This window comes from Alteromonas halophila (assembly GCF_014651815.1).
Lineage (GTDB): Bacteria > Pseudomonadota > Gammaproteobacteria > Enterobacterales > Alteromonadaceae > Alteromonas > Alteromonas halophila.
The window spans coordinates 1-16,800 of sequence record NZ_BMXP01000017.1 but is presented as its reverse complement, the minus strand read 5'-3'; the positions used below and the strand labels follow the sequence as shown (position 1 = coordinate 16,800).

12 protein-coding genes are annotated in these 16,800 nt (G+C 52.0%); 9 read left to right on the top strand and 3 right to left on the bottom strand.

Translation table 11 applies throughout. The annotated features are described in order from the left end of the window. Positions 1 to 720: 720 nt before the first annotated feature. The 3 genes from IE054_RS17555 to arcB are packed head-to-tail and all read right to left on the bottom strand — an operon-like array spanning position 721 to position 5,236. On the bottom strand, positions 721 to 2,286 hold the full coding sequence (locus IE054_RS17555) for a PH domain-containing protein (RefSeq protein ID WP_189408558.1): 1,566 nt from the start codon (positions 2,284 to 2,286) through the stop codon (positions 721 to 723). A gap of 4 nt (positions 2,287 to 2,290) precedes the next feature. Beyond that, positions 2,291 to 2,833: a PH domain-containing protein gene (locus IE054_RS17550; RefSeq protein ID WP_229805247.1), complete on the bottom strand. Its 543-nt coding sequence runs from the start codon at positions 2,831 to 2,833 to the stop codon at positions 2,291 to 2,293. A gap of 48 nt (positions 2,834 to 2,881) precedes the next feature. Continuing rightward, on the bottom strand, positions 2,882 to 5,236 hold the full coding sequence (gene arcB / locus IE054_RS17545) for an aerobic respiration two-component sensor histidine kinase ArcB (protein ID WP_189408554.1): 2,355 nt from the start codon (positions 5,234 to 5,236) through the stop codon (positions 2,882 to 2,884). A gap of 608 nt (positions 5,237 to 5,844) precedes the next feature. Between arcB and gltB the strand changes: the two genes are divergently transcribed. The 9 genes from gltB (at position 5,845) to IE054_RS17500 (ending at position 16,673) form a co-directional block, all read left to right on the top strand. After that, positions 5,845 to 10,311: a glutamate synthase large subunit gene (gene gltB, locus IE054_RS17540; RefSeq protein ID WP_189408553.1), complete on the top strand. Its 4,467-nt coding sequence runs from the start codon at positions 5,845 to 5,847 to the stop codon at positions 10,309 to 10,311. 14 nt (positions 10,312 to 10,325) lie between these two features. Then, a complete protein-coding gene (locus IE054_RS17535; protein ID WP_189408551.1) occupies positions 10,326 to 11,741 on the top strand; it encodes a glutamate synthase small subunit GltD family protein in 1,416 nt (471 codons plus the stop codon). Positions 11,742 to 11,893: 152 nt separating this feature from the next. Beyond that, entirely contained in the window at positions 11,894 to 12,307 is a 414-nt protein-coding gene (locus IE054_RS17530; protein WP_189408549.1) for a hypothetical protein, read from the top strand. A gap of 126 nt (positions 12,308 to 12,433) precedes the next feature. Beyond that, positions 12,434 to 13,021 (top strand): DUF2726 domain-containing protein, encoded by a 588-nt coding sequence (locus IE054_RS17525; protein WP_189408548.1) that lies wholly within the window; start codon positions 12,434 to 12,436, stop codon positions 13,019 to 13,021. Between the two features lie 203 nt (positions 13,022 to 13,224). Next, complete coding sequence (locus IE054_RS17520) at positions 13,225 to 13,932, top strand: 5'-methylthioadenosine/adenosylhomocysteine nucleosidase (protein ID WP_189408546.1); 708 nt, start codon at positions 13,225 to 13,227, stop codon at positions 13,930 to 13,932. 3 nt (positions 13,933 to 13,935) lie between these two features. Next, positions 13,936 to 14,901, top strand: a complete 966-nt coding sequence (locus IE054_RS17515) for a cobalamin biosynthesis protein (protein ID WP_189408545.1) — start codon at positions 13,936 to 13,938, stop codon at positions 14,899 to 14,901. A gap of 1 nt (position 14,902) precedes the next feature. After that, positions 14,903 to 15,730 carry a helical backbone metal receptor gene (locus tag IE054_RS17510; RefSeq protein ID WP_189408544.1) on the top strand — a complete coding sequence of 276 codons (828 nt, stop codon included), beginning with the start codon at positions 14,903 to 14,905 and terminating at the stop codon, positions 15,728 to 15,730. 57 nt (positions 15,731 to 15,787) lie between these two features. Next, complete coding sequence (locus IE054_RS17505; RefSeq protein ID WP_189408542.1) at positions 15,788 to 16,207, top strand: rhodanese-like domain-containing protein; 420 nt, start codon at positions 15,788 to 15,790, stop codon at positions 16,205 to 16,207. Positions 16,208 to 16,283: 76 nt separating this feature from the next. After that, complete coding sequence (locus IE054_RS17500) at positions 16,284 to 16,673, top strand: DUF2721 domain-containing protein (RefSeq protein WP_189408540.1); 390 nt, start codon at positions 16,284 to 16,286, stop codon at positions 16,671 to 16,673. The last annotated feature ends 127 nt before the right edge of the window (positions 16,674 to 16,800 follow it).

The window sequence follows — 16,800 nt, the reverse complement described above, 5'->3', positions numbered from 1 at the left end:
GCTGTTTCGAGTCTGAATTCAGGGCTGAAATTCGGGCCTTTCTTCTTTGCCATTTTGTCACCTAATGTTGTTATGCTGCTATCATAGCAGCTCTAATTAGGTGGCCAAATTCACTATGCCACTACAGCCACTAGTACAGTAGACGCATCATAACCATACTTTGGAGTGGTACTGAAACCTATTGCCTAATGGTTGCTCCGTACGTAAAGCTGGCGCTCTGGCCAACAGTCATTCCATATATTCGGTTTATATTTTCTTTGCCTGTTTTGCAAACGCCTCAGTAAAGTAAAGCTATACTATGACAATAGTGGTTCGTTCATATGTGAAAAGCGGTCCGCATATGAATTAGTTCACATCACTATGGTTAGATGATTTTCGGCCTTGAATCTAACACTTCAATTTTAAAGGTCGAATTTAAAACAAGGAGTAAGTTATGGGAAATAACCCTAATTGGCCAAGTAAAACTGGAAACCCATCTGGACCAGGCCGTGGTAACAACCCGCCAAAAGGCAAATAGCGGTCTGCGCTAAACCCTAAGCTGAGCCTTCGCGGTTCAAGGCTCTCTTTTTTGTCAGCTAGGTATCAAATACCTAACCAGCAACTACGAGTCTCTTTTTGCGCCCATCTTTGGGAGGTTTTGGGTCTGCTCTTTGTCTCGAGCAGACAGCCGTATTCGCAGTGATGCCGGCCTGGTTATCGCTCAACGCTCCCCGTCCACCTTTACATCCACGAACGGCGGGTCGATTCCACAGTATACAGGGTGTCATCGGCCAGCTGATAGGCCAGCGTTTGTGGTAAAAACGGCACGGTCACTGTGCCCGAGGCCAGCACAAACTGAACACTGGCGAGTTGTTTACGCGCCATAAATACGCTTTGCTTTACCACTACCTGCTGCACCTTGGCGCGTTCAAAGCAGGTGTAGTCAACGCCCAGGCGGCCGCTTCGCACATACACATAGGTATCATCTTCTGCTACGCCCCATCGCCACCAGCGCAATACCAGTAACGCCATTATCAGCGCTGATACAACGACGATAACCACCACCTCTTTGTAACTCATTATACTTGCCGCAAAAACGGTTAAGGCTATAGCCGTCGGTGCCACCCACAGTAAAAAGCAGTGACTGAGGTAGTGCCGGCTAATGGCAATGTAGCGCTGGTTGTAAAGCGCATTGTCCGGCAGTACCTCGCTGACAAGTTCTGCACATTCGGCTTCGGTTACCGATGGCACCAGTAGCTTGTTGGGGGACGTGAGTTCCTGATTATGCGTCTGCCCAGAGGTGTTTTGTTCAAAGTACAGGTTCACCCGCTTTAAGATCTTATCCAGCCAGTCCTGTTTCGCTGAGACAAGCTGAATGCGCGATGCGCGCATACTGACTTCCTGCTTATTCAGCAAGCCACTGCGGCGAATATACCGGTCCCCGTCACGGCTTAAGGTATAGCCATAAAAGGTAAACAACGAGCCGCCCACGCTAATCATCGCCAGGAGCGCCATTACCACTGTTGCTATCATCAGTGAATACAGACTCACCTGCCACCAGGCCATCGTTTGTTCGTCCACTAACTGCGTCAGGCTCAGACCATGAGACGTTAACCAGTCACCTACAAAACCGGCCAGTGAGTCATAAAAGGGCGCGGCGGCACCGAGCAGGATCCACACCCGGTTATTGGTAATGCCATGGATCACTAAGTCGGCAATGGTACGCCGGTTTAATACTTCTTCATCATCTGATAGTGCTTCTTCGGTTTTTGCCTGCCCGGCACTGTCTGATGGGACAGGGTCGCGACTCTGCCTGAGTACCTGTGCTTTCAGCGCATAGGCGTAATGCAGTGGCACCGCTACTATTTCCGCTTCCTCTTTGGCACTGCCAGCCGTATCCAGGATCACCAGGGCATAACCAAAAGGCCGGTAGTAAAACGGTTGCTCAATTTTCACATTCTGAATGCGCCAGAACGGCAAATTGGTATGGCGACGGCTAAGCACGCCACTTTTAATTTCAACGTGCTGTGCGTGCACACGAAAGCGGTACAGCCAGAAATGCAGAACACCACTGACCAGCATGGTCAGCACAATGCCAGCGAGGATCAGGTAGCCATATACGCCGTGGATGTTATCCATGACGTTGGCGGTTACCGCCAGTGCCGGAATAATATAAAGGGCACTCTGCGCCAGGTCTTTCACGTTCCCCAGACTGAAGTGCAGAATTGAAATTGCCGACAGTCGTTGCCAGTGCTCGCCCGTATCGACCTGGGGGGAACCAGTGGAAGTCTCTGTAACCGGTTCCATAGGCTTACCTGGCACTCAGGTCTTTATGATCCAGAATAAACTGCCTGATCTGTTCCGCCTGCGCCACCGCTAACCCTGGAATCTCAAAAGTATGCATTGCGCCGCCTGCTGAAAACACCTGAAGACAGGCAAGACCTGCAAGCCGGTCCAGCGGCCCGCGCTTTAACTGAACATGCTGAACTCGCAGAATAGGCTGACACACCACTTTACGAAAAACTAACCCGCGCGTCAGGCTAATATCCTGCTCGCGCAGCGCATAGCCCACCCGGGGATCGGCAAGCCAGTGATAGCCCAGCCACAGACATCCGACAGTCATCACCGCAACAAGCGCAACAGGATACAGCGCAATCAGGGGCTCCGGTAACGTAAGCCAGGGAATAAAGCGGATGGCCGTGATCAGGCCCGCTACTACCACAATTACCAACGCGGCCACCGACATATTCAGTGTGCGGTAAGACGGCGACACTCCGGAAAAAGCTATCGCCGTCAGCGCAGGTATAGCGTGCGCCGCTACCGGCTCATTACTGAATGTAGGTTGTGCTGACATTGTGTTCATGTCCCTGTTTGTAATCACCCTAAGGCGACGTCAAAACTGCTAGTCGTCGATGTCCTGCTGATTTAGCCAGTCATGCAACGATTGCATGTCATGCGCCACAGCCATTTGCAGTTCCTCGACCCAGTCGTGCACGTTCTGCCACCAGGCTGGGTGGTCGCCCTGCTGAATTTGATTGGCAATTCGTTGTACCCGTGCCAGCCCTACCGAGCCAGCCGCCCCTTTAATTTTGTGAGCCTGAGAGCACACTTCCGACTTTTCATCCGCCGTCAGGCTCAGTTGCAGGATTTCCATATACTCTGGCATTTTATCCTGAAAGACTTTGACGCTGGCACGCACCATGTCCTCCCCTATTGTATCCACCAGCATCTGCAACAATTCCATATCTAAAATGTTACTTAATGTTTTTTCCGGATCCGGTTTCTCAACTTTCCCGTCAATTTCCAGCGGTGCTGGCGGGGCATGGAACAGTTCGTTAAAGACTTCAATCACTCTGCTTTTTTTCACCGGCTTGGCAATCACATCATCCATGCCGTTTTGCAGATATTCCTCACGCTTTTTGATGACATTGGCAGTAAGCGCGACGATGGGTGTCTGGGTGACCAGGTCCTCCTCATGCAGCACACTGGCTACATCAAAACCGTTCATATCCGGTAACTGAATATCCAGTAAAACAAGATCATAATGGTTAGCTCTGGCCTTATCGATCGCCTCCTGCCCGGTCATCGCCACATCGACCTTCTGTCCAAGCTTTTCCAGAAGTGCCTTAGCGACCATCACATTCAGTTCGATATCTTCAACCAGCAATATTGAAAGGCCTGTTACCTGCAACTCTGCCGGCTGCATGGGTTTGTGGCTGATTTGTACCGGCAGTTCGATTTCAAAGCGGGTGCCCTTGCCAACCTGACTCGAGACCCGAATGTCGCCCTGCATCAGGTCGACCATTTGCCTACATATCGCCAGACCAATTCCGGTGCCGGTTGCCGACTGATGGTCGGGATGATCAACCTGATAATACATGGCAAATATTTTATCCAGCTCTTCCTCCGGGATCCCGACCCCGGTATCCTCGATAACAAAGGTTACCAGACTCTTATCGTTGTCAGGGCGGGTAGCAGACACCGACAGGCTGACATGGCCTTTCTGGGTAAATTTCACCGCGTTGAACAGAATGTTCCACAGGATTTGACGAAGCCGGGTGCCGTCAACTTCAACCAGTTGCGGAAGAGGCTCATTAATGGCGGTTTTTAACTCCAGGTCCTTGTCTTTGGCCAGCAGCTTAATGATGCTACTTAGCTCTTCAGTAAAGTCTTTCAGCGATACTGTTTTCAGACTCAGTTCCAGCTTGTCACGATCCAGTTTGTCCAGATCGATAATGTCGTTAAAAATATTACCAAGAGTAATGGCACTGGCGTAAATGGTGCTGACCCAGCTGAACTGTTCCTGACTTAGCTCGCTATCACGCAGCATCCGGCTTAAGCCGACAATACCGTTAAGTGGCGTACGCAGCTCATGGCTGATGGTCGCAATAAAGCGGGTTTTATCGGTGCTGGCTTTGGCAGCGGCATTCTCTGCCTGTTTGCGTTCGGTCATATCACGTCCAAACGATAGCAGGCCCAGGCGTTTGCCATTGTTGTCGAAAAACGGCACGCGCTTCATTTCAAAGTAGCGCCTGCGACCATCGGCAAAGCGCAGCCATAACTCTTCTGTAATGCTGGCGTTGCTTTCCAGTACTTCATGATCGCTGGCAACTATCTGGCGAGCCAGGTCTTCTTCATACACATCAGTCGGGGTCAGCCCCAGCAGTTCCTGCTCGGTTTTCCCTGTCATCAGCTCCGCAGTGCGGTTGCATCCGGCGAACCGCCCTTCTTCATTGCGGTAATAGATAAGATCTGGTGAGGCATCAATGATTGACCGCAGCAACGTGGACAGGCGTCGGGCCTGCTCTTCCTGTTCTGACTTGTTCTTTATTTCTTTTTCCAGGTCTTCAAACACCGCCTCGCGATCTTCCTGTGCCCGTTTACGCTGTTCAATTTCGTAATTGAGCTGTCGGATATTGCTTTGCAGTTCGCGATTCAGGAACACGTCTTCTTCACGCAAATGCTCAAGCTGACTGACTACCTCTTTCAGGTTGGTGCGGGAGTTTTCCAGCTGCTTGACCAGCTCACTGAAAAAAAACAGCACCCAGGGCGCTGACAACATGGTCAGTATCACGGCACTGATAAAATCATCAGGCTCTACTTCCGAGCCAAGACTGACACGAATGACATACGAGCCACCAAGGGTAAACACCAGCGTCAGGGCGACAAATAGGATACTGAGTTTCAAAGTTCCAAAACGCTGAACAAACTGGGCAAAGCGGATAGCCCATGAGTCGTTAGGAGGATCTGCGTGCATAACAAACTACCTGAAATATTTGAGGTTATCCTATCAGGGTTTGTGCCAGTTAAAAATAACACAGCACAGCGGACCTGACTGCAACCTCATAATAGCGTGCGCCAGCGCGCCCCTGACAGCCTGATATGAGGCAGGCCACCCGGTCGTTCTGCACCGGATGTCACCGCTTACAAATCATATAATTCACGGGATTATCGGCATTTTTATTCAAAAATAAGCAGCTTCAACAAAATAAAAATTAGGATATACATCCTAATTTTATCCAAATAAAGGAAGTTCCCTCTTTTTTAAAACCTCCACAAAAATCAACCAACCAACTGATCAATATATGTTTTATTTTTTTAACATTTAATGTGGCCGATAGGATGTTTTTTACAGTTTGATTTTATATTTCATTCTGGGTATTTTGTACGGCCCGCTCAACAATAATGCATAAAAATGCGGGCGCGACTGGATACCCTCAAATAAAAACTAACGACAAAACAAGACGTGGAGAGTAAAGTGAGAACTGGCTCTCAGGTTTCGTCTGAACACTGTTGTGATACGCATCAAGCAGCGCATCGACATGCAACATACCTTGCCCAGTCAAAGGTTGAAGGAGTTAAGAGATGACTTTATACAATCCCAATGACTCGCGGGATAACTGTGGGTTTGGCTTAATTGCTCATACACATGGGGAAGCCAGTCACGAATTAGTGGAGACCGCTATTCATGGGCTGGACCGCATGCAGCACCGTGGCGGTATTGCCGCCGATGGCAAGACCGGTGATGGTTGTGGCCTGTTGCTGCAAAAGCCCGATGGTTTTTTTCGCACCATTGCACAGGAAAATGGCTGGAAACTGAGTAAAAAATACGGTGTCGGGATGATTTTCCTGAGCCGCGATGAAACGCTGGCGCAAGCCGCCCGCGATGTCATCAATGAAGAACTGGAAAAAGAAACACTGGGTGTGGTCGGCTGGCGTGAAGTTCCCGTCGATCACTCGGTATTGGGCGAGCTGGCATTAACCGGCGTGCCGCAAATCGAACAGGTATTCGTAAACGCACCGGCTGGCTGGCGTAAGCGTGATCTTGAACGCCGCTTATATATGGTTCGTCGTCGGGCCGAAAAACGCCTGGAACAGGATCCCGACTTTTATGTCGCCTGTTTGTCTGGTCTGGTCACCATTTACAAAGGGCTGGTCATGCCTAAAGACCTGCCGGCCTTTTATTCCGACCTGGCAGATGAACGCATGCAAAGCGCCATTTGTGTATTCCACCAGCGTTTTTCTACCAATACACTGCCGCGCTGGCCGCTGGCCCAGCCATTCCGGTTTTTAGCGCATAACGGCGAAATAAACACGATTAAAGGTAACCGCGACTGGGCCCTGGCCCGTACCGGTAAATTTTCCACGCCACTGATCCCCGACCTAAAAGACGCAGCCCCCTTTGTTAACCTGGAAGGCTCCGACTCATCGTCACTGGATAACATGCTCGAGCTGTTTCTGGCGGGCGGCATGGACTTATTCCGTGCCATGCGGTTACTGGTACCACCGGCTTACCAGAACAACAAAACCATGGACGAAGAGCTGCGCGCCTTCTACGAGTTTAACTCCATGCACATGGAGCCATGGGATGGCCCGGCCGGCATCGTGCTAACCAATGGCCGCCACGTGGCCTGTAACCTAGATCGTAATGGCCTGCGCCCGGCGCGCTACGTTATTACCAAAAACGGCTTTATCACCCTGGCCTCTGAAATTGGTATCTGGGACTACAAGCAGCAGGACGTGATTGAAAAAGGCCGGGTTGGTCCGGGTGAAATGCTGGCAGTGGATATTTATACCGGCAAAGTGTGGCGCTCAAATGAAATTGATGACGAGCTGAAAGACCGCCACCCTTACCGCGAATGGCTGGATAAACATATCCGCCGACTCACGCCGATAGAAAAGTGCGATGCCTCGCTGATTGGCCAGCGGGTGTTTGATGATGACACCATGGCGGTGTATCACAAGCTGTATAACTACAGCTATGAAGAAATCCAGCAAATTATCAAAGTCCTGGCTAAAGACGGGCAGGAAGCCGTAGGCTCGATGGGCGATGATACTCCGATGGCGGTCATGTCATCGCGGCAACGCACCATTTTCGACTATTTCCGTCAGCAGTTTGCGCAGGTCACTAACCCGCCCATCGATCCGCTGCGTGAAAATCACGTGATGTCACTGGCCACCTGCATTGGCCGCGAGCAGAACGTGTTTAGCGAGACCTCAGGGTATGCAGACCGGGTGCTGTTTGACTCCCCGATTTTGATGTATACCGATTTAAAACAACTGCGCGAATTCAACCCGGATAACTACTATTCCGAAGTTGTGGAGTTGCAGTACAAGCCCGAGGAAGGACTGAAAAAGGCCATTGAACGCGTATGTAACGAGGTTGAATACCTGGTTAAACAAAAACGCGCAGCCTTTGTGGTGCTCTCTGATCGTCACATCAAACCCAACCGCCTGACCATTCCTGCTGCCATGGCCGTAGGTGCAGTACAGCGCCGTCTGGTAGAAAAAGCGCTACGCTGCGACGCGAACGTTGTAGTAGAAACTGCCTCGGCGCGCGATCCCCATCATTTTGCCGTGTTAATCGGGCTTGGCGCTACCGCCATTTATCCGTTTCTGGCTTATGAAACCATTGAGCAAATGGTTGATAAAGGCGAGCTGGATATCAGTGCCATGCAGGCCACCCTTAACTACCGTAAGGGCATCAATAAGGGCCTGTATAAGATCATGTCGAAGATGGGCATCAGCACTGTGGCCAGTTACCGCAGTGCCAAACTGTTTGAGGCCGTGGGTATTAACCAGCCAGTTATGGACCTGTGCTTTAAAGGCGTGACCTCACGTATTCAGGGTGCCGGTTTCGAAGACTTTGAGCAGGATATTATTAACCTTAACCGCATCGCCTGGCTGAAACGCAAGAAGCTGCAACATGGTGGCTTGCTTAAGTATGTGCATGATGGTGAGTACCATGCCTACAACCCAGACGTGGTCACCTCACTGCAACGTGCGGTGGTGTCCGGCGAATACAGTGATTACCAGCAGTTCTCTAACCTGGTGAATGACCGTTCGCCGGCACACCTGCGTGATTTGCTGGCCATCAAATACCCCGAGAAAGGCATTGATATCAGCGACGTGGAAGAGGACCAGAGCCTGTTCCGCCGCTTTGATACTGCAGCTATGTCGATTGGTGCGTTAAGCCCGGAAGCCCACGAAGCACTGGCCATTGCCATGAACCGTCTGGGTGGTCAGTCAAATTCCGGTGAAGGAGGCGAGCACCCCTCACGTTTTGGCACCGAGAAAAACTCGAAAATTAAGCAGGTAGCATCCGGGCGCTTTGGCGTAACACCGCATTACCTGATCAATGCCAACGTCATTCAAATTAAGGTGGCACAGGGCGCGAAGCCCGGCGAAGGTGGCCAGTTACCCGGTGACAAGGTTAACCGGTATATTGCCGAACTACGCTTCTCGGTGCCGGGTGTAACCCTGATCTCGCCGCCACCGCATCATGATATTTATTCCATTGAGGATTTGGCCCAGCTTATTTTTGACTTAAAGCAGGTCAATCCTACCGCGCTTATTTCGGTCAAACTGGTGTCAGAACCAGGTGTTGGCACTATTGCCACCGGTGTGGCCAAGGCCTATGCAGACCTCATTACGGTGTCGGGCTACGATGGTGGCACAGGTGCGAGCCCGCTGACCTCGGTGAAATATGCTGGCAGCCCGTTCGAACTGGGTCTGGCTGAGACACAGCAGGCACTGATTGAAAACGGCTTACGGCATAAAGTGCGGGTACAAACCGATGGCGGCCTTAAAACTGGTCTGGATGTGGTGAAAGCCGCATTGCTGGGCGCCGAGAGCTTTGGCTTTGGCACCGGCCCGATGGTCGCACTGGGATGTAAGTACTTACGTATCTGCCACCTGAACAATTGCGCTACCGGTGTCGCTACGCAGGACAAGAAACTGCGTGATGATTACTTCATTGGTCTGCCTGAAATGGTAATGAACTACTTCAGATTTATTGCCCGGGAAGTGCGCGAAATTATGGCCGCGCTGGGTGTGCGTACCTTTGATGAACTGGTAGGCCGCACCGATCTGTTACAGGTACTCGACGGTATTTCCGCCAAGCAAAACAAACTGGATCTGTCACCGCTTCTGGCTACGCCCAAAGCCGGGGATCATACCCGTCTGTTCTGCTCGCAAACCACCAATGAACCTGCAGACAAAGGCGAGCTCAACGCGCAGATCCTGAAAGACGCTGGCGACGCCATTAAGCGTGCCTCGGGCATCAGCCTGGCGTACCCCATCCGCAACACAGACCGCTCGGTGGGCGCACTGGCGTCCGGTGAGATTGCCAGACACCACGGCAACCATGCCATGGAAGATATGCCCGTTGAGATTCAGTTTACCGGCACCGCCGGTCAGAGCTTCGGCGTGTGGAATGCCGGAGGGCTGCACATGCGCCTGGAAGGTGATGCTAACGACTACGTAGGTAAAGGTATGACCGGCGGCAAGCTGGTTATCTATCCGCCACAGGGCATCAGCTTTACGGCAACTGAAAGTGCCATCATGGGCAATACCTGCCTGTATGGGGCAACCGGCGGCAAGTTATTCGCTGCGGGCCGTGCCGGTGAGCGCTTTGCAGTGCGGAATTCGGGCGCGATTGCCGTGGTCGAGGGCACCGGTGACAACGCCTGTGAATACATGACAGGTGGCATTGTCGCAGTGCTGGGTCCGGTAGGCGTTAACTTTGGCGCCGGTATGACCGGGGGCTTTGCCTATCTGCTGGATGACAACGACGATCTGGACAACCGGGTCAACCCGGAACTGATCGAGGTCATGCCGATTGAGGATAAGATGATCCTTGTTGAGCATTTGCGCGGGCTGATTAACCAGCACTATGAAGAAACAGGCAGTGAACATTCGTTATCGTTGCTGACCGATTTTAATAAAACCTTGTCGCGGTTTAAGTTGATTAAACCTAAAACCAGTGATGTGAAAAACCTCCTGGGTCACATCAGTCGTTCAAGCGATGAGCTGCGTGTACAGGCGCAGTAGGAGGGAATACCGTTATGGCAAAGAATGTATATCAGTTTGTCGATGTCGAGCGCATCGACCCACCTAAAAAACCCATCTTTGTGCGCAAGCAGGAGTTTGCCGAAATATACCAGCCGCTCAGTCAGTCTCAGACTGAGGGTCAGGCAGATCGCTGTCTGGACTGTGGGAATCCGTATTGTGAATGGAAATGCCCTGTTCATAACTATATTCCGCAATGGCTGGATCTGGCGAACCAGGGCCGCATTCTGGAAGCGGCAGAACTGTCCCACAAGACTAACAGTCTGCCCGAGGTCTGCGGTCGGGTATGTCCTCAGGACCGGTTATGTGAGGGTGCCTGCACCCTTAACGATGACTTTGGTGCGGTGACCATCGGCAGTATTGAGAAGTACATCACCGATGAAGCCTTTAAAATGGGCTGGCGCCCGGATATGTCAGATGTGATCTGGACCGATAAAAAGGTAGCAGTCATTGGTGCTGGCCCTGCGGGGCTGGCCTGCGCCGATATTCTGGTGCGCAACGGCGTAAAGCCGGTTGTGTACGATAAGTATGAAGAAATCGGCGGCCTGCTGACCTTTGGTATTCCTTCCTTCAAGCTTGAGAAGGAAGTGGTTACCCTGCGTCGGGAAATCTTCACCGAAATGGGTATTGAGTTTGTGCTTAATACTGAAATTGGCAAAGACATCAGCTTTGAAGACATCATGGCAAAACATGATGCCGTGTTCCTGGGCATGGGTACCTATAAATCCATGCAGGGCGGATTCGATAATGAACGGGTTAATGGCGTGTATGAAGCGCTGCCGTTTCTGGTGGCCAACACCCGCCGGGTCATGGGGTTAAAACAATCCGACAGCGACTTTGTCGACATGAAAGGCAAGCGCGTGGTGGTGCTGGGTGGCGGTGACACCACCATGGACTGCGTTCGCACCTCAATTCGTCAGGGCGCTGAGCGCGTAGTGTGCGCTTACCGGCGTGATGAGCAGAGCATGCCAGGCTCGCGTAAGGAAGTAGTCAACGCCAAAGAGGAAGGCGTGGAATTCATGTTCAATCTACAGCCGCTGGACATTGAGGTAGATGACGAGGGCAATGCCTGCGGCGTACGCCTTATCCGTACCGAAATGGGCGAGCCAGATGCCAATGGCCGTCGTCGTCCGGTGGAAGTGGAAGGTTCCGAACATGTGCTTGACGCCGATGCGGTGATCATCGCGTTTGGCTTTTCGCCCAGCCCGGCCAACTGGTTTGCCGACCATGGCATTATTTTGGATGACAAAGGCCGCGTGGTTGCGCCATCCAAAGCGAAGTTTGCCTACCAGACCGCGAATCCGAAAATCTTTGCCGGGGGCGATATGGTCCGTGGCAGTGACCTGGTGGTCACCGCTATTGATGAAGGCCGTAAAGCTGCAGAAGGCATGCTGGATTACCTTGGCGTATAGCATGCCGTAATCACAGGGCGACGAATCGCCGTCGCCCTGCTTTTGTGATACTTACCTGATTAATTACATACCCAAATTCAGACAACCACAATTGCGCTGCGCCAACGGGCGGCCTACTATACGCTTAACAGTTAACAACACGCGTTTCTGCTATGTCATTTTTTTGTCGCGCTGTCACACTCTCTGCGCTGTTTGCGGTTTCCAGCCTGACAGCACACGCTGCTGAGGTTACCGGGGCAACGGCTACAGACCTGCCCGTCAGCGTCTGCAAGACGGCCTTTTACGATATCCCTCTGCCGGAAGATGCGAGCCTGTGTCAGCCATTCAGCACGCCGCTGTCTGCACGTGCAGCACAAACAGCTGACTCGCCGGCCAGCCTTGTCTATTACACGCCGTTATCGACTCAGGCAGTGATCGACTTTTACCAGCGTAACCTTAGCCTTAACGCCCAGTCACCAGTTAACCAGCGCACGTTGCTGCTGTCTGAAGATAACCTTATTCGCATTGTGGTGTCGCCAGATAAGAGCGGTTCGCAGGTCGATATTCTGGTAAGCCAGAACCGTTAATCCTCTCCCGGCGGGCGCCACGATAAAGGTGGCACTGCCCTTGCAAAACCTCTGTCGAGTTCAGCACCCGTAGGCAAAGTGTCACTTTTCTGACGCTTCCGACGATTTGATTATGTGAGGAATACGATGGAACTGGCAATTATTCTAATGATGTTACTGATGGTGGTGGCTGTAGGCGCCATGAAGCTGTCAGATAATGGTGTGACGTTTCCCTTTCGGCAGAAGCCGCAGTTATTTACGCCGGTCGAACATACCTTTTTGAAACTGATTGAGCAGGCCGTCGGTCAGGAATTTCGTATCGTATGCCGGGTACGGTTGAGTGATGTGATCACCGTGCGCCAGCAGGCTAACAAAAAAAAGGCCAGCATGGCGTTATCCCGCGCGGCCGCCCGGCAACTGGACTTTGTCCTGTGCGACCGCGAAGACATGCGCCCCATTCTCGCTATCGATCTGGTGCATTCACAGGGCAAGGACGGCTATAAAACGCAAAAAGACTGGTTTGTGACCGGTGCGCTGGATGCCGCAGGCGTCCCCCATGCCCGTATTAAGGTGAAATCAGGCTACAGTGTGGAAGACATTCGCGAATGCCTGGAAAACAAACTGATCCCTTATCGCCGGGTTCAGCAAAAACTGGCTCAAACGCCTACTCATAACCCAAAAACGCCTAAACGCCCTACCCGGCCCCTGCGTTCCAGTCGCGCTCAGGCAGCGTAACCCCCGCTTCGGCTTAGACTGAGCGGCGGCAGGCTTGTTCGTATCTTCTTTAGCGCAGCGGAATCTTTCCGCACCTTTGGTCAGCCTTCTCCCCCGGAGGCTGACTTTTTTCCTCTGTCAGTTTACTCCTATTCCCTTTACAATTGCCGTTTTACGTCTTTTGAATTTACCCATGCTCTGGGTGAACACGCAGGAATGGATTAATGAATAAAATTGGTATTCTTGGCGCAATGGAAGAGGAAATTGCGCTGCTTCAGTCATCCCTGGAAAACTGTACAACGACGACCTGGAAGCACCTCACTTTTTTTGAAGGTACCCTGCATGGCCTCGACGTCGTCTTAGTGAAATGTGGTATTGGCAAGGTCGCGGCGGCGCTGGCTACGACGGCACTGATTGAACGATTCTCACCGGATGCCGTGGTGAATACCGGCTCAGCAGGTGGTTTTGATACCGATCTGAACATTGGTGATATTGTAATTGCGGGCAAAGTCATGCACCACGATGTCGATCTCACCCACTTTGGTTATGCGCTGGGGCAACCCGCAGGCATGCCAGAGTCTTTCAGTTGCGATATGACGCTTATCAATGCTGCTGAAGCGGCCACTCACAGTATCAGTGGTATTCAGTCAAAACGCGGGCTGGTCTGTACAGGCGATGCCTTTATCGGCAGCGACGAAGCGGTTGCCGCCCTGAAAGCTACCTTTCCTGCCATGAGTGCAGTGGAGATGGAAGGTGCAGCGATTGGTCAGGTTTGCCATATGCTGGATGTGCCTTTTCTGGTGATCCGCTCACTATCTGACATTGCCGGCAAAACGTCTTCGCTTAGCTTTAAAGAATACCTGGAAACCGCGGCGCGACACTCCGCTGAGCTGGTGATGGGCATGATTGGCGCGCTGGCACAACGTCACTAAGCCATGGAGGCGTTGCTCAACCACGCGACGATTCAGTCGCTGGGGATCCTGCTTTTTGCCGTGTTGCTAAATGCACTCTGGCGCTGGCCGCCAGCCAGCCATCCGCTGACGCTGATGCGATATCTGGCATTACGAATGGCTCATAAGGTCTGCCCCAAACCCAGCGACGGCCCGCTTCAGCACAAAATATCTGGCTCACTTGGCACGTTTATGCTGGTCGCGCCGATCAGCGTCGCACTTGCGATCCTGGTTTCCATGGCGCAGTACCCGCTGTTCTTTCACGCGATAATTATGGTCGTGGTACTGGATTTTCATCAGGTTCGCTATCAGTACAAACAGGTGCTGCGCACTATTGGTCAGCACAAAAAAATGCTGGCACGAGAAAATGTCGCGGCCATGGTAGCCCGCGACTGTGATACCCTCACCGATGTCGGTATCGCCAAAGCTGCCATCGAATCACTACTTCTCAAGTTTTACTACCTGTATTGCGGTGTCATTTTCTGGTTTATCGCAGCAGGGCCGGTCGCTGCGCTGGTCTACCGCCTGTTACTGGATATTAGCTGGCAATGGTACACACGCATTCCCCGTTACCGCCTGTTTGGCCGCCCTGTCCGGGCGCTGGTACGCCTGCTTCGTTTTTTCCCCGCCCTTTTCGGTGCGGTGATTATGCTGATGGTCAGTCATGCGCCGCAGGCAATTCGCAGTATGAACGATGCGCGGGCAAAAGATATGACCTCGCGCTTGCTGGCGCTGTTTGGCGGCGGACTGGGGATTGAGCTTGGAGGCCCGGCATACTATGGTAAGCAGCGACTGAATCAGGTTCGGGTTGGCGGTTCGCGACAGGTTCGCTATTCGGATATGGTGTACGCCAAACGGGCGGTTTATCGTGCCATGATTTTACTCGTCACACTGGTGTCGCTTGGCATGCTGGTCATGGCGGCGCTCAACCCACAACTGACTGTTTCGTGATATGCGCCAGATTACGCTTTTCCTTCTTATGATTTTTGCTGCGCTGTCAGCGCAGGCAGGCAACGAACGTATTGTCAGTCTGGCGCCGCACCTGACAGAGTGGGTGTACAGTCTGGAGCAAGAACACGCATTATTGGCAGTCAGTGCCTACAGTAATTATCCGGCAGCAGCAAAAAAACTTCCCCGTGTCGCTGATTACCAGGGTGCGGATCTGTCGGCCATTGCGACGCTGGACCCAACCCTGATACTGGCATGGGAGGGCGGCAACCGCCCGCAGGATATCGCCCGTTTGCAGTCACTCGGTTATGACGTGTTTGTCTCACGCATCGACCAGCCCGTCGACATTGCCAGCGAAATAGAGCGACTGGCCATGCGCCTTGGCGTTAAAAATCAGGCGATACCGCTCACTCAGCACTTCCGGCAAGCACTGATCGGTCTGCGCAACCGCTACCAGACAGCATCGCCCATGGCTGCATTTTATTACAGCTGGACCGCGCCGCTAATGAGTATAGGCAGTAGTGCCTGGCCGAATAAGCTGCTCAATATCTGTGGCGCCACGACCATCTTTGCCGACTCACCGGCAGATTACCCGCAGGTCAGTCTGCAACAGGTAATTCAGCGCCAGCCCGATGTATTGATTGCCGCGTCAAACAAAGACCAGGCAGAACATCAGACCTTCTGGGCACCGCATCGTAAGGTTCTCACTGCACCACTGATTACAGTTAACCCGGATATCACCAGCCGTTTCACATTGCGCCTGCCCGCTGAGCTAAGCAAGCTGTGTGCGTCCCTCGCGCCCTATCGAAATAAAAGAGACCGCCACGATTGATGGTGTTAGTCCAAATGAAAAGGTATGATAAGCCTATTCACTGACCGGAGGCTGACGATGCGATATTTAGCAGTATTACTATTATCCATACTGGCGCTGGGCCTGTTGGCCTCTGTACAATGCACGGCCAGTGCCGAGCCCCCGGACAGTGTGTCTGCGTCTCCGTATCTGCTGGAGCGGGTGAAAAATAACGAATGGCTGCTGCTTGATGTCCGCTCTGAGCAGGAGTACCGGGAAGGTCATATTCCAGGCGCGATCAATGTACCGCACGACCGAATTGACGAATATCTGGCTGAACTTGATGACTATAAAGATAAACCGGTAATTGTTTACTGTCGCTCCGGACGCCGCGCAAAACTGGCAATGAAACAGCTTCAGGCAAAGGACTTCAATAAGGTCAGTCACTTAGAAGGAGATATGCTGGGCTGGAATGCGACTTCATTGCCGGTCGAAAAGCTGCCAAAGGAAATGATGTAAAGCGTCAGGCTCCAATCAGCCGCCCGGTCTGCTACACTGCGCATTTCAGAACTGAAGCCATACTACGAGGCATTTTATGAAAATCGATATCGCAACACCTGCGATGTTGTTCCCGGCCATTTCTTTGTTGTTACTCGCGTACACCAACCGGTTTCTGACACTGGCCACCATTATTCGTAATTTTAAATATGCCGGCTCAGATGAAAACACGCTGGCACAGATAAAAAATTTGCGGTTGCGTATTCAGCTTATCAAGCGCATGCAAATTGCCGGTGTCGGCAGTTTTTTTCTGTGCACGGTGGCGATGCTGGCAATTTACCTGACCTACCAGCAGGCCGGAAACTGGCTGTTTGCCACCAGCCTGATATTTCTTTTGTATTCATTGTGGATGTCGGTGCGCGAAATCCTTATCTCGTCAGAAGCGCTGGATTTTCATCTTGAAGGCATAAAAAAACGGGAAGAGTAAGCCCGAATTCAGATAATAAGTGCACCACTCATGGTTAAACGGCGAGAAGAGATCAACTGCCTGTTGGTGGTACTCTGTAGTCGCCAAACAAACAGAAGTAATCACCATGAGTTACAAGCAGTTGATC

Bases quoted from the DNA above. Each gene is read 5' to 3' on its own strand.
- IE054_RS17555 (WP_189408558.1), bottom strand. From the start codon at position 2,286: ATGGAACCGGTTACAGAGACTTCCACTGGTTCCCCCCAGGTCGATACG.
- IE054_RS17550 (WP_229805247.1), bottom strand. From the start codon at position 2,833: ATGTCAGCACAACCTACATTCAGTAATGAGCCGGTAGCGGCGCACGCT.
- arcB (WP_189408554.1), bottom strand. From the start codon at position 5,236: ATGCACGCAGATCCTCCTAACGACTCATGGGCTATCCGCTTTGCCCAG.
- gltB (WP_189408553.1), top strand. From the start codon at position 5,845: ATGACTTTATACAATCCCAATGACTCGCGGGATAACTGTGGGTTTGGC.
- IE054_RS17535 (WP_189408551.1), top strand. From the start codon at position 10,326: ATGGCAAAGAATGTATATCAGTTTGTCGATGTCGAGCGCATCGACCCA.
- IE054_RS17530 (WP_189408549.1), top strand. From the start codon at position 11,894: ATGTCATTTTTTTGTCGCGCTGTCACACTCTCTGCGCTGTTTGCGGTT.
- IE054_RS17525 (WP_189408548.1), top strand. From the start codon at position 12,434: ATGGAACTGGCAATTATTCTAATGATGTTACTGATGGTGGTGGCTGTA.
- IE054_RS17520 (WP_189408546.1), top strand. From the start codon at position 13,225: ATGAATAAAATTGGTATTCTTGGCGCAATGGAAGAGGAAATTGCGCTG.
- IE054_RS17515 (WP_189408545.1), top strand. From the start codon at position 13,936: ATGGAGGCGTTGCTCAACCACGCGACGATTCAGTCGCTGGGGATCCTG.
- IE054_RS17510 (WP_189408544.1), top strand. From the start codon at position 14,903: ATGCGCCAGATTACGCTTTTCCTTCTTATGATTTTTGCTGCGCTGTCA.
- IE054_RS17505 (WP_189408542.1), top strand. From the start codon at position 15,788: ATGCGATATTTAGCAGTATTACTATTATCCATACTGGCGCTGGGCCTG.
- IE054_RS17500 (WP_189408540.1), top strand. From the start codon at position 16,284: ATGAAAATCGATATCGCAACACCTGCGATGTTGTTCCCGGCCATTTCT.